Here is a 25,118-nt window from a genome sequence, read left to right as displayed (position 1 = left end):
ACGCGGCCGGACGCCAGGCGCCGCGGCCGCGTGGGGCATCATGCGGTCAGAAACGGTAGTCCAGCGTCACGCCGATGCGGCGGAACGAGTTCTCGCCGAGGCTGTAGGCGAAGCCCGAGCCGGCGCCCTTGCCGGGCAGCGGGTAGATGATGGCGTTCGGCACGCGCTTGTCGCCCAGGTTGCGGTCGTACACTTCGACGCCCCATTTGTCGTCCGGCGAACGCAGCGCAAGGCGCAGCGACGCGGTGGAATGGCCGCCGTAGCCGCATTCGGTGTCGAGCGAATTGCAGAGCCGGACGCGGCTCTTGTAGACGACGTCGCCGCCCAGCTTGAGTTCGTAGTCGCCCGGCAGCGTCCAGCTGTAGTCGCCGTTCAGCGTCGCCTTGTTGCGCGGCGAATAGAGCAGGCGCTGGCCGCCGACGTTCTGATTGTCGAAGCTGAAGCCGGCCGGGTACGCGGTGTCGAGGATCATCGCGACCGAGAGGCCCAGTTGCAGTTCCGGCAGCGGGCGTGCGCGGATATCGGCTTCGACGCCCTTGCTCGTCACGCTCGGGACGTTCAGCGGGATGCAGGAGAGTGCGCCGACGGCCGTCAACGTGCAGTTCTGCTCCTGGAAATCCTTGATCTTCGTGTGGAACGCGGCCACGTCCACGTCCAGGCGGCGGTTCAGGAACGACATCTTCGAACCCACTTCGAAGCTGGTCGGCAGTTCGGGCTTGACGATGTTGCCGGCGGAGTTGCCGGACGCGGTGGCGACGTTGATCGGGGTGTCGTTGTCGATCTGCGGGCCCTTGTAGCCGCGGCTCAGCGTGGCGTACAGGTTGGTGGTCTTCGACAGCGCGTGCTGCAGGCCGATCTTGCCGGACACGTTCGATTGCTGCGCGCTGCCGCTGGCTGCCTTGACGGAGGCGGGCAGGGTGAAGCCGTCGAAGGCGACGACGCTCGATTGCGACTCGTCGGCCGTGACCGTGTCGCGGGTGTAGCGCAGGCCCGCGATGATGCCGGTGGCGTCGGTCAGGTGGTACGTCGCCTGGCCGAACAGGGCCTTCGTGGTCAGGTGCGCGTGCTGGATCGCGTCGGTCGCGATGGAGCGCGGCACGGGCGGCGAGGGCAGGAAGGGGCTCGGCAGGATCGTCGTCGTGGAGTCCTTGTAGTTCTTCGAATCGGCGTAGAACAGGCCACCTACGTATTCGAGCGCTTGCTTCGTGGGCGACGCGATGCGCAGCTCCTGCGAGAACTGTTGCGCATCCTGGTGCGGCGTGAAGTTGTAGACCTTGTCGTAGGTGTTCGACATGCCGATGTTCACGCTGTCCGGCCCCTGCTTGCGCGTGCGGTAGGCGGTGATCGACGTCAGCGTGTCGCCGCTGCCCAGGGTCCAGTCGACCTGGCCGGACAGGCCGCGCACCCGGGTGTGCTGGATTTCCGCACCGTCCGAGCAGACCTGGTTGTTGGTCTTCGAGACCGTCACGCCGCACGACGCGAATTCCGCGGCCGGCTGGTGGTTTCCCGCCGTGTTGGTGGCATAGGCCACCGACGGCGCGAAGAACACGGCGTTCTCGTTGCGCTGGTTCGACGCGTCCGCGATCAGGTTGACGGCCACGTCGCGGTTCGGCTTGAGCAGGTAGCGCAGGCGCGCGCCGCCGTTGGTCGTGACGCTGTCCTTGTCCGTGAGGACGTTGTGGTAGACGCCTTTGTTACGCTCGCCGACGGCGGAGATGCGCAGCGCCGAGATGTCGTTCAGCGGGACGTTGCCCGTGGCGCGCAGGGCTTCGCCGCGCTTGCCCTTGAATTCGAACTGCACGCTGCCGCCATGGTCGCCGATGATCGGCTCCTGGGTGGACATGTTCAGCACGCCGGCCGACGCGTTCTTGCCGAACAGCGTGCCCTGCGGACCGCGCAGCACCTCGACGCGTGCCAGGTCGAACATCAGGCCGCCGGCGGTGGCGCCCTGCGGCACGCCGTCGACGACGACGCCGACCGAACTCTCGGCCGATTGCGTGAACACGGCGGTGCCGATGCCGCGGATCGACGCGCTGCCGCCGGCGCCGCCGGTCGACTGGTCGCCGAATTCGAGCGACGCGGCCGTCTTGGCGAGGTCGCCGATGTCCTTGACGCCGGCACGCTCCAGCTGCGCGGCGTTGACGACGGTGATGGCGACGGGGACTTCCTTGATGCTCTGGCTGCGCTTTTGCGCGGTGACGACGACGGTCTCGATGCCTTTCTCGATCTTCGTGTTCGCCTCGGGACTGGCGCCGCTGTCGCCGGTCTGGGCGCAGGCCGGGGTCCAGATCGCGGCCAGGCTCATGGACAGGACGGTCAGCGAACCGATCGCCGAGGTGGTACGGGGTGCGTGCATATTGTCTCCTAGTGTGGCCGGTTGATGCCGGCCATGTTGTCTTCAGGCGAATCGAGTATAGGTACGTACCTCGACCATTCCAAAGCCGTATTCCGTGATACCTGCTATCGACGTTGGCGGGTGATGATCAAATGGCTGATCGATCGGATTCGCTGATACGTCCTATCGAAACTCTGGTCTTCGGGATGCCCGCGCGCGCTGCTATCGTTTTCACACAAGAAAACGCGAGGAGACACCCCGATGCACATTTCCCCTGAGGCGGGCCGCGGCCGCGCCACGCTCATGCTGTGCCATTTCGCCGGCATGGTCGATCTGGTCGCGTTGCCCGTGTGGATCGGCACGCTCGCCCAGCATTACGGTTTCGATCTCGAGCACGCGGGCATGATCGTCACGGCGTTCCTGCTGGGCGCAGTCGGCGCCAGCCTCGTGGCGGCGCCGTTGTATACCAGGCTGCCGCGCGCCGCCTGTGCGTTCGGCGGCTATGCCGTCGCAGCGCTTGCGTTTCTCGCCGCGTCGCGGGTGGCCGGTTTCGGCGCGCTCGCCGTGCTGCACCTCGTCGCCGGCATCGCGACGGGCACCGCGCTGTCGGTCACGCACGGCACCATCGGCCGGAGCGCCAATCCGCACCGGCTGTTCGCCATGGCCGGGACGGCGCTGGGCATCGGCGCCGTGGTCTTCTATGCCGCCGTGCCGCCGGCCGTCGCCACGTATGGCGGACCGACGCTGTTCCTCGTGTTCGCCGGCCTGATGAGCGCGGCGGCGCTGGCGTGTGCTTTCGGTTTTCCGAACGTTACGACCGGCGGTCGCACGCAGGCGGCGGCGTCGCTGCCCCGTGCCGCCTGGTGCGCGATCCTCGGTGTGGGCTGCCTGGCGTTGAACCAGGCGCTCACGTTCAGCATGCTGGACCGCATCGGCGTGCTGCGCGGCTTCGGCCAGGACCGGGTGAACGGCTTGCTCGTCGTGTGCGGCCTCGTCAACCTGCTGCCGGCCGCCGTCGCCGGCCTGCTGCAGAAGCGCCTGAATCCCGTGCGCGTGGCCCTCGTCGCCGCGCCGCTGCAGGCCGCGCTGGCACTCGTCGTCACCTTGTCCGCCGACTTCCTGCCGTATGCGCTGGCCGGCGCCGTCTATCCGGCCGTGCTGATCTTCACCCACACGTTCCTGTTCGGCCTGATTGCCCGGCTGGACCCGAGCGGCCGTGCGCTCGCCTCGACGCCCGCGATGATGATGACCGGCTCCGCGATCGGTCCCGCGCTGGCCGGCTCCGTCGCGATGCGCGCCGGCTTCGGCGGCCAGGCGCTGCTGGCGGTGCTGGTCGGGGCCGCCGCCACGCTGTCCTTCGCTCTCGTGGCGCGCCGTGCGGGCGCCCCGGCACCGGCGGTCGCGCCCACCCATCAATGAAGGAGACGCCATGAACCCATCCAACCAACTCACCCTCGCGCACGCGGGCGCGATCCTCGCCGCCGCCCTCGCTGCGGCGCGCGCGGACGGCCTGCCGCCAGTGGCCGTTGCTGTGCTGGACGCGTCCGGTCACACGGTCGCCCTGCAGCGCGAGGACGGCGCCACGCCGCTGCGCGTCGACATCGCCATTGGCAAGGCCTATGCCGCCGCCGGCATGGGCGTGGCCAGCCGCGTGCTGCACCAGCGCGCGCAGGACAATCCCGTGTTCTTCAACGCGCTGGCGTCGTCCAGCCAAGGAAAATTCATCCCGCAGACCGGCGCGGTCGCGATCCGCGCCGCGGACGGCACCTTGCTGGGCGCCGTCGGCGCGAGCGGCGGCACGGGCGCGCAGGACGAGGCGATCTGCGCGGCCGGCGTCAACGCGGCGGGTCTGGTGGCCGCATGAGCGTGACGCACGACCATACGGCCGGCTGCGCGTGCGGGATCGACGTGCATGCCCACGTGATCCCGCACGACCTGCCGCGCTACGTGGGAAACCGCTTGCCACCCGACTGGCCGTCGATGGCGCCGGCGCACGCGTGCCACCGCCATGTGATCATCCAGGGCAGCGTGTACCGGACCGTGTCCGAGCGCGCGTGGAGTGCCAGCCGCCGCATCGAGGACATGGACCCGATGGGTCTCGCCGTGCAGGCCATTTCGCCGATGCCGGAGCTGCTGTCGTACTGGATGGAACCGCAGGCGGCGTCCCAGCTGCTGCGCTACATGAACGAACAGATCGCGAACATGGCTGCGCTGTCCGGCGGACGCCTCGTCGGCATGGGCGCCGTGCCCCTGCAGGACCTCGATCTCGCGCTGGCGGAACTGGCTCACGTGGCCGACCGGCTGGGGTTCAAGGCCATCGAAGTGGGCAGCAACGTCAACGGCAAGGCCATCGGCAGCCCGGCATTCGCGCCATTCTTCGCGGCCTGCGCTGAAAAGGGCGTGTCCGTGTTCGTGCATGCGCTGAAACCGGCCGGCGCCGATCGCCTCGTCGGGCCGGACAAGCTGCTGCCCGCGCTCGCGTATCCGACCGACGTCGGCCTGGCCGCCGCCTCCGTGCTGACCTCGAACCTGATCGGCCGCCATCCGGCCCTGAAGATGGCGTTCAGCCACGGCGGCGGCACGCTTGCGTCGCTGCTGCCGCGCCTGGAACAGGCACGCCAGGTCTTTCCGGCCCTGGCCGACGCGATGCGCGAGAGCCCGTCGGCGCAGGCCCGGAGGCTGTTCTACGACACGCTCGTGTTCGACGCGCCGACCTTGCGCCACCTGATCGACCGCTTCGGCGCGTCGCAACTGATGATCGGGACCGATTACCCGTTCGCCTTCCACGACGCGCGCCCGGTCGACAACATCGCTGCGGCCGTCGCGGATGCGGACACGCGCGCGCAACTCGTCACCCATAACGCGGCCCGTTTCCTCGGGCTTTAACAAGGAGTCAACATGCCCGCATGCCCCGCCGGCCAACTGCGCAGCATCGCCATCGGCGTCACCGATCTCGATGCCGCCGAGCGCTTTTATAACGATACCTGGCATTTGCAGACCGTCGCAAGGACAGCGGATGCCGTCTACCTGCGCGGTGCCGGCCGGTTCCACCATATCCTCGCGCTGCACCGCAGCCAGAAGCCCGATGTCCGAAACGTGACGTTCAGCGTGGCGTCGCCCGCCGATCTCGAAGCAATCGCGGCAAGCACCCCGGCCGCGGGCGGCCGTGTGCTGTCCGGACCGGCCGTCGTCGACGAGCCGGGCGGCGGCACGGCCGTTACGATCGCCGACCCACAAGGACGTGTCCTGCGCTTCGTGCACGGCGACGCACGCCACGCGGAAAGCGCGCACGCCGATGCGCCGAGCCGCATCACGCACGTCGTGTTCAACAGCGCGGACGTGGCGGTCGCGCAGCGCTTCTTCGAGGACGCGCTCGGATTCCGCCTGACCGACCGCACGAAGATCATGGCCTTCATGCGCTGCAACAGCGACCACCACAGCATTGCGCTCGCGGACAGCGACGCCGACACGCTGAACCACATCGCCTTCGTCATGCCGGACCTGGATGCCGTCATGCGCGGCGCCGGCCGCATGCGCGACGCCGGCTGGCCCATCGAATGGGGCGTCGGCCGCCACGGTCCCGGCAACAACGTCTTTGCCTACTTCGTCGGGCCGGACGATTTCGTCATCGAATACACGGCCGACGTGCTGCAGGTCGACGAGTCCTACCGGGTCGGTGGACCGTCCGACTGGCAATGGCCGCCGGGGCGGTTCGACCAGTGGGGCGTGTCGCAGCCGCCGTCGGACCGCATCAAGCAGGCGCAGAAAACCATTCGTTTCGCCACGTAGGGTGGGCACCCCGTGCCTACGAACAGCAGACTAATAATGCATCATCCTGAAGGAGAATATCTTGAAATTCGTGACTTATCGAAGCGGCCATGAGAACTGCCTGGCCGTCGTCGACGGCGACCAGATCGTCGATATCAACCGCGCCGTGCCGGATGTCCCGGCCGACGTCCGCGCCGCGCTCGCCGCCGGCATCGACCTCGTCGCGGCCGGCCGCCGTGCGCTCGATTCGACCGCCGCGCGCCAGTCGCTGGCCGCCGTCGCGCTGGCGCCCGTCGTGCCCGAACCGGGCAAGACCGTCTGCCTGGGCCTGAACTACTACGACCACGCCGCCGAGAGCGGCCGCGAGAAGCCCGTGTATCCGTGGTTCTTCCTGCGCGGGACGACGTCGCTGCTGGCACACGGCGAAGCGTCGCCGCGCCCGCGCGTATCGGAAAAATTCGACTACGAAGCCGAACTGGCCGTCGTCATCGGCAAGCGAGCGCGCCACGTCAAACGCGAGGAAGCGCTGGACTACGTGTTCGGGTACGCGTGCTTCAACGACATCTCGGTCCGGGACTACCAGAAGCGCACGCCGCAGTGGACCATCGGGAAGAACTTCGACCGCACGGGCGCGCTGGGCCCCGTGCTGGTGTCGGCCGACGAACTGCCCGCTGGCGGCGCGGGCCTCTCGATCCGGTCGCGCCTGAACGGGCAGGTCATGCAGGATGCGAACACGAAGGACATGATCTGGGACGTGGCCGAGACCATCGCACTGCTGACCGAATGCCTCACACTGGAACCGGGCGACGTGATCGCGATGGGCACGCCGGCCGGTGTCGGCCAGTCGCGCACGCCGCCCGTGTGGATGAAGGCGGGCGACACGATCGAGGTCGAGATCGAAGGCGTGGGCCTGCTCGTCAACACGATCGAGGACGACCAGCCATGAACGGCGACTATGACGTCGTCGTGGTCGGTTTCGGCCCGTCCGGCGCCGTCGCCGCCGCGCTGCTGGGCCAAGCCGGCGTGCGCACGCTCGTCGTGGACCGCACGCACGAGGTCTATCCGAAGCCGCGCGCCATCGCGCTCGACCACGAAATCATGCGCGTGTTCCAGAACCTCGGCCTCGCGGATGCCGTGTCGCCGCACTGCGAGCCGTTCACGCCGTCCGAGTACTACGGCGTCGACGGACGCATGATCAAGCGGCTCGCCACCGTCGAACCGCCGTACCCGCTGGGCCACACACCGTCGATGGTCTTTACGCAGCCGCCCGTGGAAGCGGCGCTGCGCCGCCACGTGCAGGGGCTGCCGGGCGTCGACGTCGTGCTGGGCCGGCGCTTCACCGGCGTCGAGCAGGATGATGACGGCGCCACCGTCCACTTCGACGAGGGCTCGGTGCGTGCCCGCTACGTGATCGGCTGCGACGGCGCGTCGAGTGCCGTGCGCGACGCCGTCGGCATCACGCTGGAAGACCTGGAATTCGACGAGCCGTGGCTCGTCGTCGACGTGCAGGTCAACGAGCAGGGCCTGGCGAAGCTGCCGCGGACCAGCGTGCAGTATTGCGAACCGGCCCGCCCGTGCACGTACGTGATCGGGCCGGGCAACCACCGGCGCTGGGAGATCTCGCTGCTGCCGGGCGAGGATCCCGCGACCATGGCGACGGAGGAGGGTGCGTGGAGCGTGCTGCGGCGGTGGATCGGTCCCGAGGACGCGACCCTTTGGCGCCAGGCCAGCTACCGCTTCCACGCACTGGTGGCGCGCGAATGGCGCGTGGGACGCGTGTTCGTCGCGGGCGACGCGGCGCACCAGCAGCCGCCGTTCCTGGGCCAGGGCATGTGCCAGGGCGTGCGCGACGTCGTCAACCTCACGTGGAAGCTGCGCGCGGTGCTCGGCGGCGAAGCGCCGGACAGCCTGCTCGACACCTACACGGCGGAGCGGCGCGAGCACGTGCGCCGGCTCACCACGCGCATCAAGGAGATCGGCGCCGTCATCTGCGAGCGCGATTTCTCCCGTGCGCAGGCGCGCGACGCGGCCCTGATCGACGCGGCCGGCGGCACCATCCGCACGGTGCCGCGCCAGGACATCATTCCGCCGCTGATGGAAGGTTTGCTGGCGGCCGGCGGCCGCGCCGGCACCGGCACGCTGTTCCCGCAGCCGCGCGTGAACGGACCCACCGGCCCGGCGCTGCTGGACGAGCTGGCGGGCACCGGCTGGCGTATCGTGACGGATCTGCGCACGGCGCAGCTGCCGCCCGGCCTGCCGGCGCTGGCGGAGCGACTCGGCATGTTGATCAGCATTCCGGCGGATGCGGAAGGATTCTCGAGCGGTCCGCACCGCATGCAGGCGAATGAGCTGGACGGCGTGCTCGCGCGCTGGTTCGCCCGTCACGGCTGCCATGCGGCCGTCGTCCGGCCCGATCACTACGTGTACGGCGTGGCCGCTGACGGCGCGGGACTGTACGACCTCGTGGCCAACCTCACGAATTCGCTGTCATGAATCGGTAGGGTGGGCTCTCCGAGCCCACGCGTGACGTCTGCGCATCGATGGCGTCGCGCGTGGGCGGAGGGCGGCCCACCCTACGCTTAACCAGAACAAAGGAGACAACATGGATCATAATGCACGCCGCCGCACCCTGCTGGGCCTGGGCACGGCACTCGCCGGCGCCGCGCTGCTGCCGGCCGCCGCCAACGCCTCTGCTGCCGCGCGCGGGCCGTTCCCCAAAGGCTTCCTGTGGGGCGCGGCCATCGCGGGCCACCAGGCGGAAGGCGACAACGTCGCGAGCGACGCCTGGCTGCTGGAAAACATCCAGCCGACGGAATTCAAGGAGCCGTCGGGCGCCGGCGTCGACCACTACCGCCTGTACGACCAGGACATCGCGACGCTGGCGTCGCTCGGCCTGAACACGTTCCGCTTCTCGATCGAGTGGGCGCGCGTGGAACCCGTCGAGGGCATGTTCTCGGTGGCCGCGCTGGAGCATTACCGCGACGTGCTGCTGTCCTGCCGCAGGCACAAGGTCAAGGCGATGGTCAGCTTCAACCACTTCGTCACGCCCGCATGGTTCGCGGCGCGCGGCGGCTGGGAGACGGAAGGGGCCGAGCAGCTGTACGCCCGCTACTGCGACAAGGTGGCGCGCCACCTGGGCGACCTGATCGATGTCGCGACGACGTTCAACGAACCGAATTTGCCGCGCCTGTTGTTCGGCATCCCGGGCCCGCTCGCAGGCATGGCCGACAACCCGCGCATGAAGGGAATGCTGGCGAAGGCGAGCCAGCTGGCGGGCACGGGTAAATGGTCGTCGTGGATCTTCGGCGATTTCGCGAAGATCGAGGCCGGCCTGCTGCGCGCCCATGCGGCCGGCTATCAGGCCATCAAGGCCGTGCGTCCCCAACTGCCCGTCGGCTTTTCGATCGCGATCGCGGACGACCAAGCCGTCGATGGCGGTGAGGCCATGCGTGACCGCAAGCGCGCCATCGCGTACGAGCCGTGGTTCCGGGCGATTGCGGAACACGGCGACTTCATCGGCGTGCAAACCTATACGCGCGAATTGATCGGGCCCGACGGCGTGCGTCCGCCGCCCAAGGATGCCAAGTTCACGTCGGCGCACATGGAGTACTACCCCGAGGCGCTGGAGGCGACGATCCGCTACACGGCGCAGCACGTGACGGTACCGATCTACGTGACGGAAAACGGCATGTCGACGGATGACGACACCCAGCGCATCGCCTACATCCGCTCGGCCGTGGGCGGCGTCGCGAACTGCCTGAAGGACGGCATTCCGGTGAAGAGCTATATCCATTGGTCGCTGCTCGACAATTTCGAGTGGATCTTCGGCTATGGCCCGCATTATGGCCTGATCGGCGTCGACCGTACGACCATGAAACGCACTGTCAAGCCGAGTGCGCGCGTGCTCGGGAAGATCGCGCAGGCGAACGGCTTGGCGGCATGAAAGGGCGATAGCAGGTATCGCCAAAATGGGCTTTGGCCGGATGCGGTCCGGCCGCTACGCTAAGCCAATCGAATGACAACAGGGAGACACAACGTGGGCGGTATCATTTTTGAAAACGTAAGGATCTTCGACGGCAGCCAGATGCGCCCGGGGACCGGCGCGGTGCGCGTGGAAGGCAATCGCATCGCCGAGGTGGCGGACGGCATGCGCGGCATCACGGCGCTGGCCGGCGACCGCGTGATCGATGGCAAAAGGGGAACCCTGATGCCCGGCCTCGTCGAAGCGCATGCGCATCTGTCGTGGCCCAGCTCCGTCGAGCGCTTCGTGCCCGGCATGGCGCTGCCTCCCGAAGACCTGGTGCTGACGACGGCACGCAACGCGCGCATCCTGCTCGACCACGGCTTCACCAGCGCCTATTCGGCCGGGGCGCTCTCCAAGTCCGTCGAGACGGTCCTCAACACCTTCATCACGAGCGGCGGCATGCCGGGGCCGCGCCTCGTCGCGTCGTCGATCGAGCGCGAGCCGCCGACCATCGAGGAACTCAATCCGGGCAAGGTGGCCGAGCACGGCCACGGGCCCGCCGCCGTACGCGCCTTCGTGAAGGATTGCGCGTCGATCGGCGCCAAATCGGTCAAGTTCCTGCTGTCCGGCGAGGATGCGCTGAAGCCCGGCGCGTCGCAGCAGCTGATGTACACGCAGGAGGAAGCCGATGCGGCGGGCGAGCAGGCGCGCGAGTCGGGCGTGTGGCTCGCGTGCCATGCGCAGGCATCCGACGCCGTCAAGATGGGCCTGCGCGCAGGCTTCCGCGTGCTGTACCACTGCACGTATGCGGACGAGGAGGCGCTCGACATGCTGGAAGCGCGCCGCGACGAGATCTTCATCGCGCCTGCCATCGGCATCATCCAGGCCACGCTGGATGCGGCACCGCCTCCGCACTTCGACATGAGCCACATGAAGAAGAGCGCGGCGGAAGTGCTGGAACTGCAGAGGAAGCTCGTGCCGGAACTGCGCCGGCGCGGGCTGCGCGTGCTGCCGGGCGGCGACTACGGCTTCCCGTTCAACCCGAACGGCCGCAACGCGCGCGACCTGGAACTGTTCGTGAACCTGCTGGGCTACACGCCGGACGAGGCGCTGTCTGCCGCGACCCTGCTCGGCGGCGAACTGATGGGCATGGGCGACGAGCTGGGGCAGGTGAAGCAGGGCTTCCTTGCCGACCTGCTGCTCGTCGACGGCGACCCGACGCAGGATGTGACGATCCTGCAGGACCGCAAGCGCCTGCGCGCCATCATGAAGGACGGGCGCTTCCACAAGGACCCGGCGCTGGCCGCGCTGTGAGGAGGACCGATGACGCCGAATGACAAGCATGCCGAGGTCCTGCGCGCCGTGCGCGCCGCCGGCCCCGTGATCGATCCGCCCGCCGCCAAGGCGTTGTACGCGCCGCTGCTGGCGGACATGGCGCGCGGCGCGGAGCCGGTGCGCGACATCGTCTACGGCGCCGACGAGCGCCACTCCCTGGACATGTACCCGGCCGTCGGTGCGACGGGACCGGCGCCCGTGGTCGTGTTCCTGCACGGCGGAGGCTTCATCCGCGGCGACAAGGCGGACCGGGGACCCGTCGGGCATTATTTTTCGCGGCACGGCGTGCTTGCCGTGCTGCCGAATTACCGGCTCGGCCCGAAGCACCGGTGGCCGGCCGGCGCCGAGGACGTGTCTGCGGTGCTCGCGTGGGCGCGGGCCAACGTGGGCGCCTACGGCGGGAATCCGGACCACATCGTGCTCGCCGGCGAATCGGCCGGCGCGGCGCACGTGGCGGCGGCGACGCTCGTCAAGCGCTTCCATCCGGCCGAGGGGCTGAAGATCGCGGGCGCGTTCCTCGCATCGGGCGTGTACAACGCGGCGCTGGAATTCCTGGCGCGCGCACAGCTGGGCATCGCGACGCCGGACCCGCGCAACGAGGCGTACTTCGGGACGGACTTCGCAAGCTACCGCGCGATGTCGACGGTGGAACTGATCGATGCCGCGCCGTTCCCGCTCGCGATCACGTATGCGGAACTGGACCCGGTCCAGATGCAGGTGCAGGCGGGCGAGCTGTTCGCGCGGCTCGTCACGCGTCACGGTTTCCAGCCGCGCATCGGGGTCATCGCGAACCACAACCACCTCAGCCAGGTCTGTGCGATCAACAGCGGCGACGACGCGCTGGCTGCGCCCTTGCTGGCCTTTGTGCGTGACAGCCGCATGAAAACTCCCTAAAGTAAAGGATCAAGAGGCCGCCCGAGCCATACGATAACAAGGAGACAACCGATGCGTTTCAACCGCCTGGACCTGAACCTGCTGCTGGCGCTCGACGCGCTGCTGGAGGAACAGAACATCACCCGCGCGGCGGCGCGCGTGAACGTCAGCCAGTCCGCCATGAGCGGCATGCTGGCGCGCCTGCGCGAATTCTTCGAAGACGATTTATTGGCCGCGGTGGGCCGCAACATGGAGCTGACGGTGCTGGGCCGCCAGCTCGTCGGCCCCGTGCGCGACCTGATCCTGCACGTGCATGCGACGGTCGGCATCCGCGTTTCTTTCGATCCGGCGCGCGAAACGCGCTGCATGAAGATCATGGTGTCCGACTACGCCACCGAGGTGTTCCTGAACAAGGTGGTGGCGCGCGTGCTGCGCGACGCGCCGAACATGACCCTGGAACTGGTGCCGCTGGCGGACGACGCGGCGGAAAAGCTGCGCCGCGGCGAAAACGACTTCCTCATCATCCCGCGCAACTTCCTCGACCCCGAGCATCCGCAGCGCACGCTGTTCGAGGACCATTACTGCGCCGTGATCTGGGAAGGAAATACGCATGTCGGCGACGTGCTCGACGCGGCCACGTACGAGCGCCTGTCGCATATCGCGCCGATGCTGGGCCGTCCCCGTTCGCCGACGATGGAGGAGCTGCTGCTGCAGGCGCAGGGCGTCAAGCGCCGCATCCGCGTGATCACCAGCGATTTCTACAGCATGGCGACGGCACTCGTCGGTACGGATCTCGTCGCGACGATGCACACGCGCCTCGCGCTCGCGTGCGCGCGCCGGCTGCCGATCCGCGTGCTGCCGCTGCCGTACGATTTGCCGCCGCTCGCGGAATGCCTGCAGTGGCACCGCTTCCAGGAAAACGACCCGTGCCACATCTGGCTGCGCGGCGTGATGCTGGAGATTGCGCGCGGCCTGCCGACCAACGCCGAGCTGCCGATGGCGCCGTTCAGCTTCAATGCCATCGAGACGGCGCGCGCGGTGGCATAATCGGTGCATCCCTCCATCATCGAAAGGAAGCATATGGTCGTCGAAAGCGCCGAAATCCTCGTCAAGGCCGGCATGGAAGAACAATTCGAGGCGGGCGTGCGCACCGCCGCGCCGCTGTTCCAGCGCGCGCGCGGCTGCACGGGCATGCGGCTGCAGCGCGGCGTGGAGAATCCGCGCGCCTACCGCCTGCTCGTGGACTGGAACACCGTCGAGGACCACATGGTCCACTTCCGCGAGAGCGACGATTTCCAGGAATGGCGCCGCCTTGTCGGCCACTGCTTCGACGGCGCCCCCGTCGTGACGCACTTCGTGGCGGCCGTCGACGGTTTCTGACGCCCGTCAGGGCAGCAGCATCGCGAGTTCCTGCGCGCCCTGGCGCAGCACCGGCAGGAACTCTTCCACCATGCGCTCCGGCGTCACGCGCGCCGCGTGCGCACCCACGTTCAGTGCCGCCAGCACGCGGCCCGACGCGCCGCGCACCGGCACGGCGATCGAGCGCAATCCCAGTTCCAGTTCCTCGTTGTTGACGGCATAGCCGTCGCGCCGGACCTGCGCGAGGATCGCGCGCAGCTTGTCCGGATCCGTCACGGTGCGCTCCGTCTTGGGCGTCAGCGTCGTGCGGGCGAGATAGGCATCCAGCTCGTCCTGCGGCAGGTGCGCGAGCAGCACGCGGCCCAGCGAGCTGCAATAGGCGGGCAGGCGGCTGCCGGCGGTCAGCGACACCGACATCACGCGCGACGTCGCCGCGCGCGCCACGTACAGCACCTGGTCTTCTTCCAGCACGGCGAGCGAGCTCGATTCGCCCAGCGCCTTGCTGACGCCGTTCAGGCACGGCTGCGCGGCGGTCGTCAGCGGCGTCGAAGACAGATACGAATACCCCAGGGTCAGCACCTTCGGCTTGAGCATGAAATTGTTCAGTTCAGCGTCCACGTAGCCGAGCTGCCGCAGCGTGTGCAGGCAGCGGCGCACGGCCGCGCGCGGGATGCCCGTCTGCTGGCTGATCTGCGCGATGGTCTGCGGCTTGCGCGTGTCGGCGAAGGCGCGCAGCACGGCGAGTCCGCGCGCAAGCGACGTCATGAAGTCGGGGTCGGCGAGGGCGTCGATCTCTTCCGCGATGGTGCGGGGGGAGGCTGGGGTCGATGGTATGGATGACATGCCGGAATTCTAATCGATGACAGGAACCGCTTGACGGGCGGCGCGGCGCGGGATTACACTTTTTGTGCGGTAAACGAGCATGTGTTCGATAATCGCACAAAACACACAAGGTGACAACCCATGATCGACAAAACCTGTGACTCGCTGGAGCGGGCCGTGGCCGACATCCACGACGGCGCGACCGTCATGATCGGCGGCTTCGGCAACGCCGGCATGCCGGCCGCCCTCATCGACGCGCTGATTGCCCACGGCGCGCGCGAGCTGACCATCGTGAACAACAATGCCGGCAACGGCGACACGGGCCTGGCCGCCCTCATCAAGGAAAAGCGCGTACGCAAGATCGTGTGCTCGTTCCCCCGCCAGGCCGATTCCTGGCATTTCGACGCACTGTACCGTGCCGGCGAGATCGAGCTGGAGCTGACGCCGCAGGGCAACCTGGCGGAGCGCATCCGCGCGGCCGGCGCCGGCATCGGCGGCTTTTTCTCGCCCACCGGCTACGGCACCCTGCTGGCCGAGGGCAAGGAGACCCGCTTCATCGACGGCAAGAATTACGTGTTCGAAACCCCGATCCACGCCGACTTCGCGCTGATCAAGGCGCTGCGCGGCGACCGCTGGGGCAATCTCGTGTACCGCAAGACGGCGCGCAATTTCGGTCCGATCATGGCGATGGCGGCGAAAACCACCATCGCGCAGGTCGCCGAGATCGTGCCACTCGGCGAACTCGATCCGGAAGCGATCGTCACCCCCGGTATCTTCGTCCAGCGCGTCGTCAAGGAGGCAGCATGAGCACCCGATATACCCGCGACCAGATGGCAGCGCGCGTTGCGCAGGACATTCCCGAAGGCGCGTACGTCAACCTGGGCATCGGCCTGCCGACGAAGGTTGCGAACTACCTGCCGTCCGAGAAGGAGATCTTCCTGCACAGCGAGAACGGCCTGCTGGGCATGGGCCCCGCGCCCGCCCCCGGCGAGGAGGACGAGGACCTGATCAACGCCGGCAAGCAGCCGGTGACCCTGCTGACGGGCGGCGCCTATTTCCATCACGCGGATTCGTTCGCGATGATGCGCGGCGGCCACCTGGACATCTGCGTGCTGGGCGCGTTTCAGGTGTCGCACACGGGCGACCTCGCCAACTGGCACACGGGCGCGCCGGACGCGATACCCGCGGTCGGCGGCGCGATGGACCTCGCCATCGGCGCCAAGCAGGTGTTCGTGATGATGGAACACCAGACCAAGACGGGCGAGAGCAAGATCGTCGAGCGCTGTACGTATCCGTTGACGGGCATCGGGTGCGTGAGCCGCATCTATACCGACCTCGCCGTGCTGGACGTGACGCCCGCTGGCCTGCGCGTGCGCGAGATGGCGCCGGGGCTCACGCTGGCCGACCTGCAGGCCGTCACTGCCGCTCCCCTGCTGGCGCCCAACGAATAAAAGGAGAACGAACATGACCGACGCATTCATCGTCGATGCCATCCGCACCCCCATTGGCCGCTACGGCGGCGCACTGAAGGACATGCGCGCGGACGACCTGGGCGCAATCCCCATCCGCGAACTGATGCGGCGCAACCCGGACGTCGACTGGTCCGCCATCGACGACGTGATCTACGGCTGCGCCAACCAGGCCGGCGAGGACAATCGCAACGTGGCGCGCATGTCCGCGCTGCTGGCCGGCTTGCCGCAAGAGGTTCCGGGGTCCACCGTCAACCGCCTGTGCGGCTCGGGTCTGGACGCCGTCGGCAGCGCCGCCCGCGCCATCAAGAGCGGCGAGGCGCGCCTGATGATCGCGGGCGGCGTGGAGTCCATGACGCGCGCCCCGTTCGTGATGGGCAAGGCCGAATCCGCATTCTCGCGCAACGCGACCATCTTCGACACGACCATCGGCTGGCGCTTCCCGAATCCGCTGATGCACAAGCTGTACGGCACCGACGCGATGCCGGAGACGGCGGAGAACGTCGCGGACGACTATGGGATCTCGCGCGCCGACCAGGACGCGTTTGCGCTCGCGAGCCAGGCAAAGGCCGCGCGCGCGCAACAGGACGGCACGTTCGAGCAGGAGATCGTGCCGGTGCTGATCCCCCAGAAGAAAGGCGACCCTGTCCGTTTTGCGCAGGACGAGCATCCGCGCGCGACGGCCCTGGAGACGCTGGCAAAGCTGAAACCGGTCGTGCGTCCGGATGGCACGGTCACGGCCGGCAACGCGTCCGGCGTGAACGACGGCGCCTGCGCGCTGCTGCTGGCGAACGGCGAGGCGGCGGCGCGGTACGGTCTCACGCGTCGTGCCCGCATCATCGGCATGGCGACCGCCGGCGTGGCGCCGCGCGTGATGGGCATCGGTCCTGCGCCCGCCGTGCAGAAGCTGCTGCGCCAGACGGGCATGACGCTGGACCAGTTCGACGTGATCGAGTTGAACGAGGCGTTCGCATCGCAGGGCCTCGCCGTGCTGCGGCTGCTGGGCCTGCGCGACGACGATCCGCGCGTGAATCCGAATGGCGGCGCTATCGCCCTGGGGCACCCGCTCGGCATGAGCGGGGCGCGACTTGTCACCGCGGCCACGTACCAGCTGCATCGGACCGGTGGCCGGTTTGCCTTGTGCACCATGTGCATCGGGGTGGGGCAGGGGATTGCGCTGGCAATCGAGCGGGTTGAGACCAGCGCGTAAGCCATCGGTACCAGCCGCAATCATTGTCGCGTTAGGTTGCGTTCACGAACAACATGGCATGGTACAGCTAATGGTATTGTCGAAGTGCTAATCTGAAAAGTCTTGAAAACTCAGGTGTTTAGCTCAGCCATTGATCATCGAGTGGGAGTGATTCCTGGCCCGGCAATGCCTGGCAAGCTCAGGCATTTGACGTGACGAAAGCCCCTGACTTCAGGGGCTTTTTTATTGTCGGGGCTGGCAGGGCCGGGCAGTGCTGAGCAACGCCGAGCAAAGAATGTCATTGGTATCACACATGGTGTCGCTTTAAACAGACCTTATCAATCGAGCCTCGCAGACCTTTGAGGGACTCGCCAGGCTCCCCCCCTTCTGATCAAATATGCAACAGGAAAATTTATTTTAAAAAATTTTCCGGACGAAATTAGTTGAGCTCCGTCAAAGCTTTCGTATTTCATTTTTGATGGAGTTGATTTGATGATTGTACGTGACGCATTTGCAACAAAATCGCGCAACATTGTCGGTATGCTTTCCGCCATCGCACTGACCGCATGCGGCGGCGGTGCCAGCGACGGGGGCGGTAGCACCACCCAGGTGGCGCAAGCGGCTCAACCTCAGCTGCTTGCAACGGTAACGTCAGTTTCCGAGCTCTACGTAGCCACCACGGGGTCCGACACCAACTCGGGGAGCGCGAGCTCTCCGCTCAAAACGATCGCCAAGGCGTCACAACTTGCCCAACCTGGTACCGTGGTTCACGTGGCACCGGGAACCTATCCTGGCGGTTTCAAGACAGTCGCCAGTGGGACTGCAACGGCGCGCATTCGTTATCAGTCCGATACGCGCTGGGGCGCCAGAATTGTGCCACCATCGAGTTCCGCCACCGATAGCGCTTGGGACAACCGCGGCAACTACGTTGACGTCGTTGGCTTCGATGTCGATGGCAGCGTGTTGCAGCAGGGTACTGCCTGGACGACGGGCATTTACAACGGCGGTTCCAATGACAGCATTGCCAACAATCACGTTCACCACATCAGCAAAGCTGCGTGCACTACGGGCGGCGGCGGCATTGGGGTGGACAGTTATTATGGCGGCGTGAATGCCAGCGTCGATGGCAACGTGATTCACGATATCGGCCCGGCCGTGTGCGCCGACATGCACGGTATTTATTTCAGCACCAACGGTGTTGTGAGCAACAACCTGGTGTATGCCGTCAGCGAAACCGGGATCAGGCTGTGGCACGATGCCAACCGCGTCACCGTGGTGAACAATACCTTGTTCAATACCAATACCGGCATTTCCGTTGGCGGCGGCGATTATTATCATACTGCCGGCCCGAGCGACTACAATCGCGTCAGCAATAATATCGTCTACGATAACCGCAGCTACGGCGTCATCGAAACGGGCGCCACTGGCAGCCATAACGTTTATGCGAACAACTTGCTCGCCAAGAACGCAGTGGCCGACTGGCGGCTCCAGAACGGCCTGCTTGCCAGCGGCAGCATATCGGCCGACCCGGCGTTCGTGAACTACGTGCGGACTGGAGGCGGCGATTATCACCTGAGCAGTGCCTCGCCAGCGATTGACCGTGGCAACGCGACGTCGGCACCGCTGACGGACCTGGACGGGGCTAAACGACCCTCCGGCGCCACCTTCGATATCGGTGCGTACGAATTTGGCGCCGTCGGGGGCACCAGCGGCAGCGGCAGCGGCAGCACGACCACCCAGCTCCCTACGACGGCCAACCATCTGTATGTCGCCACGACCGGTGCTGACAGCAATCCTGGTACCGCCAGTGCGCCGTTCCGGACTATCGCCCGCGCGGCCCAGGTAGCGTTGCCTGACACCACCATCTTGGTCGCACCCGGCACCTATGCGGGGGGATTTCGCACTGCCGCCAGCGGTATCGCGGGCAAGTCCATCTACTATGTGTCGAGCACGCGCTGGGGCGCTCGTATTCTCCCGCCTGCCACCTCGAGCAACGACACGGCGTGGGACAACCGCGGCAATTATGTCGTGATCGATGGCTTCGAGATTGACGGGACGACGACACAGGCCGGCACGCCGTGGTCGTACGGTATCTATACGGGCGGGTCGTATAACACGATCCGTAATACACACGTGCACCATATCGCGAGCAAGGTTGCCTGCACCAGCGCTGGCGGCTCGGCCATCGGCGTCGACAGTTACTACGGCGGGGTGATGGGAACAGTGGACGCAAACCTGGTCCATGACATCGGGCCGGCCGGATGCAGCTTCATCCAGGGCATTTATATCAGTACGTCGGGCAGCGTGACCAACAACATTGTCTACCGCGTTGCCGAAGCCGGCATCCACCTGTGGCATGACGCAAACCACGTGACCATCGCCAACAATACGGTGGCCGCATCGAACACGGGCATCATTGTGGGCGGCGGTGACTTCTACCGCACTGCCGGACCGGACGACTATACGAATGTGACGAACAACATTGTGTATGACAATCGCTACGGCATTTCGGAGCAGGGCTCGACCGGCATCCACAACACGTACACCAATAATCTGGTCTACCAGAACGCGAGCTACGACTGGAGCCTGAAAAACGGACTCAAGAGCGTGGCCGGCATCAGCGCGGCGCCGGGCTTTGCAGCCTACACCCGCACTGGCACGCCGGACTTCCGCTTGCTGACGTCTTCGCCTGCCATTGGCAGCGGCAGCACTGTACGAATGCCTACCAACGACTTTGTCGGTATCGTCCGTACGAGTGCAGACATCGGCGCCTACCAGCATTAAGCACGACCCGTTCGATCCTGTCGCGTGCGCCATTGAGGCGTGCGCGACAGTGACCATCATTTCCTTCCTCGTCCCGGTTCGCACTGTTCTTCAAACGACCGCGACAATTCTTCCCATGAGTGACGTCGCGCAAGCGCGCGTCTGATCTGCGCACGACACTGGCTGCAGGCCTTGGCGCGCAGTGACTTGTCGGCCCTGCCGTCCCTACCGTATTTGTCGCGAGCCGGCCGCATCCTGCGTCGGGACATTACAGGGACATGACGATGAAACGGTCGACCAAAAAGCCGAGCAGCAGTGGTGTCACGGCTCGCTCCAAAAGCAGCGCAGCAACGCGGCGCATGCGTCGACGTGCCGATCCCATTCAGCTGGCCGGCCAGATCGTATACGCCAGCGTGTTCAACACTGCCAAGGATGTGCAGCGTATCCAGCACGTCTTCGTACAACTGGTTCGCGCCACGGTCAGCGACAGTCTGCTTGCGAGTGGCCACACCGGTGCCGGCGTCACCGAATTGGTAAGCACTGTGGTAAGCGAAGCCATCGGCGCAGTTGGCCACGCCGGGGGCAGTCCGGATCTCGTCGTTCGCAGTCTCGCCAAAGGGATCGTACTTGGCGTGCATGAGGTTGGCGGTGACGTCGAACTGGCCGCTTTCCAGACCATGCGGTCTCTGACATGCCACAGCACCGCGTCATGCGGCGACCTGGCACCTATCGCGCACGATGCACTTGGCGGCGTGGCCGAGGCGGCCGACGACATCGGCGCATTCGGAAGCGACATCGTTTTCGAGGCTGCGCGCGGCGCCATCAGCGGCGCTGGCGAAATGAGCACACTGGCGATGGACACCGTCCGCGATGTTCTGCACGGTTTGCTCGGGCACGAGAGTGCGGTCCCGCAATCGTCGTCCCTACAAGACCCGCGGTTCCGTTTTCCGCCACCCCGCTAGCCAGGCCTCCCGCACAGTTGCCCGGGTCATGGCCCAACTCTCGTAGCAGATGTCAGGACGCCCCGGATCATGACCGCTACAAGCACAGACGCCCAACTGATTTCTCGAATCCAGGCTGGGGACCGCGCGGCCTTTGGTGACCTGGTCGATAAACATCATGACCATCTGGTGCGTTTTATTTCGCGCCGGCTTGCGGACCATAGCGATGCCGAAGACCTGGCGCAGGAAACGCTGATCCGGGCCTATTCCGCCATCGATGATTTTCGCGGAGACGCCAAATTTACCACCTGGCTGTTTCGAATCGCCCTGAACATGGTGACGGATTTCCGGGCGATAGAAGCACGCCGCCGCGCTGTCACCAGCGGGGCCGGCGGCGCCTGGGGTATGCCTCAGCAATGGATTGCGGGCCATGTCGATACCGACGACCCCGAGACGCTGCTCAGTACCCGCGAGCTTGGAGAGCGGTTGGCATACGCAATCGCCGGATTGAGTGCTGAGCTGCGCTCCGTGCTGTTGCTGCGCGAGTTCGAAGAGCTCAGCTATGCCGAGATCGCGCGGGCGTTGCATTGTCCGGTGACGACCGTGCGCAGCAGGCTAGCCCGGGCTCGTGAAGTGTTGGCCAGTGCGATCGCGGCCGATGCGAAGCGGCAGGTCCGCCACTAGGTCCCGAGAATTTGGCTTTGAAAGCTGTGATCGATCAACGTCAGCCCACTTTGTGTTGCGAAGATATTTAGGAACATCAAGATGGCGTGACCGCATTCCGCCCTCGTTATCCTGAAGGAGAATGGCAATGAAGTTTCCGTTAACAGGGGCGCTTGCCACCGCACTACTGGCGTGTGGCTGTGCCGGACCCGCCGCACTGCCAGATCGCTCAACGGATCCTGGCGGTCAGGCCGAGCTCACCGTCATCGATCAGCCCCTACTGCACGCGCAACAGCAAGAGCGCGAACGCCGGCGCATCGACGACCTGGCCGCCCTTCGGGGGGCGCCAAATCCCGTGTATCTGATCGGTGCTGGCGATGTTCTCACCGTATTTGTCTGGGACCATCCCGAATTGAACGGCAGGGTCCTTACATCTACACCCGGTGCCGCCGACGCACTGGTTTCGGGTAGCGGGACCAGCAATGCGCTGCTGGTGGACCACGACGGTATGTTGCACTTCCCGTACGCCGGCATGGTCCGGGTGGCGGGGCTGAGCGAAAGCCAGGCCGCCGCCGCGCTGGCCAAAGCGCTCAGCAAGTACCTGCAATCACCGCGCGTCACCCTCGCGGTGCAGGGCTACCGCAGCAAGCGCGTCTATATCGATGGTGAAGTCAAGAATCCGGGACTGTACCCGGTGAATGACATTCCCATGAATTTGCCCGAGGCCCTGCACCGCGCCGGCGGCGTTCTGCCCACTGGCGACCGTAGCCGGGTGGTGCTCGAACGCGGCAAACGGCGCTATCTGATCGACTTGCGCGAATTGAACGGACAGGACATCAACGCCTCAACGATCATGCTGGTGGATGGCGACCGACTGCAAGTCGGCGCGCGCGAGCAAAGCAGGGTGTTTGTGACGGGCGAAGTTCAAACCCCGCGTGCGCTGAGCATGCATGACGGGCGCATGAGCCTCAACGAGGCACTGGGCGAATCCGGCGGCATGAATCCGACCACCAGCGAGCCAAGCCAGGTCTATGTCGTGCGCCGCGGCGCTCGCGGGCCCCAGGTCTTCCAACTTGATGCCCGTGCGCCGGGCGCCATGGCGATCGCCGAACAGTTCGAACTCGAACCCAAGGACCTGGTCTACGTGTCCCCATCGGCACTGGCCAACTGGCACCGCAAGCTGAGTCTCCTGTTTCCGGGCGAGCTGTCGTCCGCGATCAGTGCGACCAAGCCCTAGCAGGAGACGAACATGCACCATATGCACCTCCCACCCGCCGAAATCCACATTCCACATCCGCCGCCTACGCCTCATGTGTCGCCTACGCGCAGTGTGCCAATGCGGACCCCGTTGCGGACCCCGTCTCCCACCAGCGCTGGCAGTGGGCCAGATCTGGTCTCGTATGTGACAGTCATGGCGCAGCACGTGCGCCTGATTGCCGGCTGCACTGCCGCGTTTTTGCTGGCTGCACTGGTGTGGCTGATATGGACGCCGCCAGTGTACGAAAGCTCGATGCTGTTCCACGTTGAAGAAGACAGCCCGGCAGCGCAGCGAAACATGGTGTCGGACTTGTCAACCGCATTCGAAAAAAAGGCTGCTCCTTTGGCCGAAATCGAGCTGCTGCGCTCCCGGCTGGTGGTGGGTACGGTGGTCGACCAGCTTCAGCTGGCGGTCGCCAGCCAGCCGCGCTACTTCCCCGTGCTCGGTGCCCTGAGCGCGCGCTACGGCGGACGTGCGGCGGCCGCTGTTGTTGGCGGCTACGTGTGGGGCCGGCAGGCCCTCCAGCCGGTGCGCTTCGAGGTACCTGATGCGTGGCTCGGCGAGTCGCTGCGCCTGACGGTGCTCGACGGCCAGCGTGTCCGCCTCGATGACCCGTCTGGCAGGAAAGTGCTGGAAGGGCCGCTAGGCACCGAGCTGGAAGGACAGGGGAGTGCCGGCAAGGTGCGCCTGCGCATTGGCCAGCTCGATGCGCTCCCCGGCGCCCAGTTTGACATCCAGCGCCGTCCCCGCCAGGATGCGGTCGACGACTTGCAGCAAGCCCTGCAGGTGAACGAGCAAGGCAAGCAGTCGGGCATCCTCGACGTGCGGCTGGAAGGCACCGATGCGCGCCTGACCGGCCGCATACTGGCCGCCGTCGGGCAGGCTTTCGCAGCGCAGAATCTGGCGCGCAAGCAGGAAGAAGTCAGCAACGCGCTCGATTTCGTCAGCCAGAAGTTGCCGGCATTGGCCAAGCGGCTGGAGCAATCGGAGGAGCGCTTGCGCATGCTGCGCAGCCGCTACGGCAGCATCGATCTGGCCGAAGAGGCGCGTCTCGGCCTGCAGCGCGCCGCTTGGCAACGCCAGCGTCGCGATGAGCTCCAGCAAAAGCGCATCGACCTGCTGACAGGCTTCACCCCCGAACATCCCCAGGTAGTCGCCCTCGACAAGCAACTGGCCACGATCGATCGGAACCTGGCGGAGCAGGCCGCGTACGTCAAGAGCCTGCCGTTGATTGAGCAGGAGCAGGGGCGATTGCAGCGGGAGATCCAGCAGGACAGCGAACTCGTTGGCAGCCTCGGCAAAACCGCAGAACAGTTGCGCATCGTTGCCATGGGCCGGGTCAGTAACGTGCGCCTGGTGGACCCGGCACAAATCCCGCAGCACCCTGTGCGGCCACGTCCGGCACTCACGCTGGCCTGGGCCGCGGTGACAGGACTGTTCCTCGGCTTACTGGCTGCCGTCATGCGCAATAGCTGGCGCGGCGCCATCACTGACCCGGCCGTCGTGGCCAGCATGCTGGGCCGTCGCGCGATGTACGCCAGCATTCCGCACAGTAGTGCCGTGCAGGGCCGGCGGCGCGGCCTGCTGGCGTGGTCGGCACCTGCCGATCCCGCTGTCGAAGCGCTGCGCAGCTTCCGCGCCGCGCTGCTGTATGCGCTACCCCATTTTCACAACAATATCGTGCTCATCTGCAGCCCCGGCGCGCACTCGGGACAATCGTTTGTCTTGTCCAATGTGGCGGCACTGCTGGGTACAGCCGGTAAGCGCGTGTTGCTGCTCGATGCCAACCTGGCTCATGGCCACCTGCATCGCCGCTTCCAGCTGGCCGCGACACCCGGATTGGAAGACGTGCTGGCCGGCCGGGTGCCCCTTGACCACGTCGTGCATCGCCAGGTCAGCGATGGGGTCGACTTCATTGCTCGTGGCGAGCGATCGGCCGAGCGCAGCGAGCAGCTGGTCAACGTGAACTTCGGTGAGCTTCTGGAAACCCTGTCGAGCCGCTATGACGTGGTTCTCGTTGGTTCGGCCCCCGTGCTCGATAGTGCCGACGCGCTGACGATCGGCAGCCACGCCGGCGCGGTGTTCGTACTCACGCGCGCCGGCGTAACCCGCGCAGACCAGTTGCGAGAGGCTGTACTGCGCCTCAATCAGGCGGGTATCGCACCGCAAGGCGTGCTATGCAACGACCTGGCAGCGCGTCTGGGCGAGAGCAGGGGGCAGGCAGCGGCCCGCGAGGAGGGTGGCCGGCCAAACCAGGCTGCGCGGTTGTGACATCTGACGCCACAAAATCGCGGGCACAGTGAGCACAGTCAAACTTCAGCGGGATGGTGGTTTGATACTGATTAAAAATCAATAAGAAATACGGTGCTCGAGATCACA

Annotated in this window: 21 protein-coding genes; 19 read left to right on the top strand and 2 right to left on the bottom strand. The window is 66.3% G+C overall.

The window, feature by feature from the left end; genetic code table 11:
• Positions 1–46: 46 nt before the first annotated feature.
• Positions 47–2,356 carry a TonB-dependent receptor gene (locus HAV22_RS01480; RefSeq protein ID WP_166855756.1) on the bottom strand — a complete coding sequence of 770 codons (2,310 nt, stop codon included), beginning with the start codon at positions 2,354–2,356 and terminating at the stop codon, positions 47–49.
• A 240-nt stretch (positions 2,357–2,596) separates the two neighbouring features.
• Here HAV22_RS01480 and HAV22_RS01475 point away from each other — a divergent pair, with 240 nt between their 5' ends.
• From HAV22_RS01475 to HAV22_RS01425, 11 genes are all read left to right on the top strand, one after another.
• On the top strand, positions 2,597–3,754 hold the full coding sequence (locus tag HAV22_RS01475) for an MFS transporter (RefSeq protein WP_208296009.1): 1,158 nt from the start codon (positions 2,597–2,599) through the stop codon (positions 3,752–3,754).
• Positions 3,755–3,764: 10 nt separating this feature from the next.
• The gene (locus tag HAV22_RS01470) at positions 3,765–4,199 is read left to right on the top strand and encodes a GlcG/HbpS family heme-binding protein (RefSeq protein WP_166855754.1); all 435 of its coding nucleotides are present in this window, start codon (positions 3,765–3,767) and stop codon (positions 4,197–4,199) included.
• Positions 4,196–5,221 (top strand): amidohydrolase family protein, encoded by a 1,026-nt coding sequence (locus tag HAV22_RS01465; protein ID WP_166855752.1) that lies wholly within the window; start codon positions 4,196–4,198, stop codon positions 5,219–5,221. The genes HAV22_RS01470 and HAV22_RS01465 overlap by 4 nt, the downstream gene beginning before the upstream one ends.
• 12 nt (positions 5,222–5,233) lie before the next feature.
• Complete coding sequence (locus HAV22_RS01460; RefSeq protein WP_166855750.1) at positions 5,234–6,124, top strand: VOC family protein; 891 nt, start codon at positions 5,234–5,236, stop codon at positions 6,122–6,124.
• A gap of 61 nt (positions 6,125–6,185) precedes the next feature.
• A complete protein-coding gene (locus tag HAV22_RS01455) occupies positions 6,186–7,049 on the top strand; it encodes a fumarylacetoacetate hydrolase family protein (protein ID WP_166855747.1) in 864 nt (287 codons plus the stop codon).
• The gene (locus HAV22_RS01450) at positions 7,046–8,596 is read left to right on the top strand and encodes a bifunctional 3-(3-hydroxy-phenyl)propionate/3-hydroxycinnamic acid hydroxylase (protein WP_166855745.1); all 1,551 of its coding nucleotides are present in this window, start codon (positions 7,046–7,048) and stop codon (positions 8,594–8,596) included. Before HAV22_RS01455 ends, HAV22_RS01450 begins: the two co-directional genes overlap by 4 nt.
• A 109-nt stretch (positions 8,597–8,705) precedes the next feature.
• Positions 8,706–10,046, top strand: a complete 1,341-nt coding sequence (locus HAV22_RS01445; protein ID WP_166855743.1) for a glycoside hydrolase family 1 protein — start codon at positions 8,706–8,708, stop codon at positions 10,044–10,046.
• A 93-nt stretch (positions 10,047–10,139) separates the two neighbouring features.
• On the top strand, positions 10,140–11,381 hold the full coding sequence (locus tag HAV22_RS01440) for an amidohydrolase family protein (RefSeq protein WP_371869500.1): 1,242 nt from the start codon (positions 10,140–10,142) through the stop codon (positions 11,379–11,381).
• A gap of 9 nt (positions 11,382–11,390) precedes the next feature.
• Complete coding sequence (locus tag HAV22_RS01435; RefSeq protein ID WP_166855739.1) at positions 11,391–12,296, top strand: alpha/beta hydrolase; 906 nt, start codon at positions 11,391–11,393, stop codon at positions 12,294–12,296.
• Positions 12,297–12,347: 51 nt separating this feature from the next.
• Positions 12,348–13,322, top strand: a complete 975-nt coding sequence (locus HAV22_RS01430; RefSeq protein WP_166855737.1) for a LysR family transcriptional regulator — start codon at positions 12,348–12,350, stop codon at positions 13,320–13,322.
• Positions 13,323–13,355: 33 nt separating this feature from the next.
• Entirely contained in the window at positions 13,356–13,655 is a 300-nt protein-coding gene (locus tag HAV22_RS01425) for an antibiotic biosynthesis monooxygenase family protein (RefSeq protein WP_166855736.1), read from the top strand.
• 6 nt (positions 13,656–13,661) lie between these two features.
• Here HAV22_RS01425 and HAV22_RS01420 read toward each other — a convergent pair whose 3' ends face one another.
• Positions 13,662–14,477 carry an IclR family transcriptional regulator domain-containing protein gene (locus HAV22_RS01420; RefSeq protein WP_166855734.1) on the bottom strand — a complete coding sequence of 272 codons (816 nt, stop codon included), beginning with the start codon at positions 14,475–14,477 and terminating at the stop codon, positions 13,662–13,664.
• Between the two features lie 120 nt (positions 14,478–14,597).
• On the opposite strand from HAV22_RS01420, the gene HAV22_RS01415 reads away from it, so the two are divergent.
• From HAV22_RS01415 to HAV22_RS01380, 8 genes are all read left to right on the top strand, one after another.
• On the top strand, positions 14,598–15,263 hold the full coding sequence (locus HAV22_RS01415) for a 3-oxoacid CoA-transferase subunit A (protein ID WP_166855731.1): 666 nt from the start codon (positions 14,598–14,600) through the stop codon (positions 15,261–15,263).
• Positions 15,260–15,907, top strand: coding sequence for a CoA transferase subunit B (locus tag HAV22_RS01410; protein ID WP_166855728.1), 648 nt, complete (start codon positions 15,260–15,262; stop codon positions 15,905–15,907). The genes HAV22_RS01415 and HAV22_RS01410 overlap by 4 nt, the downstream gene beginning before the upstream one ends.
• A 13-nt stretch (positions 15,908–15,920) precedes the next feature.
• On the top strand, positions 15,921–17,135 hold the full coding sequence (pcaF, locus tag HAV22_RS01405) for a 3-oxoadipyl-CoA thiolase (RefSeq protein ID WP_166855726.1): 1,215 nt from the start codon (positions 15,921–15,923) through the stop codon (positions 17,133–17,135).
• Positions 17,136–17,606: 471 nt separating this feature from the next.
• The gene (locus HAV22_RS01400) at positions 17,607–19,898 is read left to right on the top strand and encodes a choice-of-anchor Q domain-containing protein (protein WP_229421005.1); all 2,292 of its coding nucleotides are present in this window, start codon (positions 17,607–17,609) and stop codon (positions 19,896–19,898) included.
• 263 nt (positions 19,899–20,161) lie between these two features.
• A complete protein-coding gene (locus tag HAV22_RS01395) occupies positions 20,162–20,839 on the top strand; it encodes a hypothetical protein (protein WP_166855724.1) in 678 nt (225 codons plus the stop codon).
• A 69-nt stretch (positions 20,840–20,908) separates the two neighbouring features.
• A complete protein-coding gene (locus HAV22_RS01390) occupies positions 20,909–21,502 on the top strand; it encodes a sigma-70 family RNA polymerase sigma factor (RefSeq protein WP_166855722.1) in 594 nt (197 codons plus the stop codon).
• A gap of 127 nt (positions 21,503–21,629) precedes the next feature.
• A complete protein-coding gene (locus HAV22_RS01385; RefSeq protein WP_166855720.1) occupies positions 21,630–22,718 on the top strand; it encodes a polysaccharide biosynthesis/export family protein in 1,089 nt (362 codons plus the stop codon).
• 12 nt (positions 22,719–22,730) lie between these two features.
• Positions 22,731–25,010, top strand: coding sequence for a GNVR domain-containing protein (locus HAV22_RS01380; protein WP_308789179.1), 2,280 nt, complete (start codon positions 22,731–22,733; stop codon positions 25,008–25,010).
• The last annotated feature ends 108 nt before the right edge of the window (positions 25,011–25,118 follow it).

Source organism: Telluria antibiotica (assembly GCF_011682055.1).
Taxonomy (GTDB): Bacteria; Pseudomonadota; Gammaproteobacteria; order Burkholderiales; family Burkholderiaceae_D; genus Telluria; species Telluria antibiotica.
The sequence above is the reverse complement of the archived record's forward strand: the minus strand, read 5'-3'. Positions and strand labels throughout refer to the sequence as shown.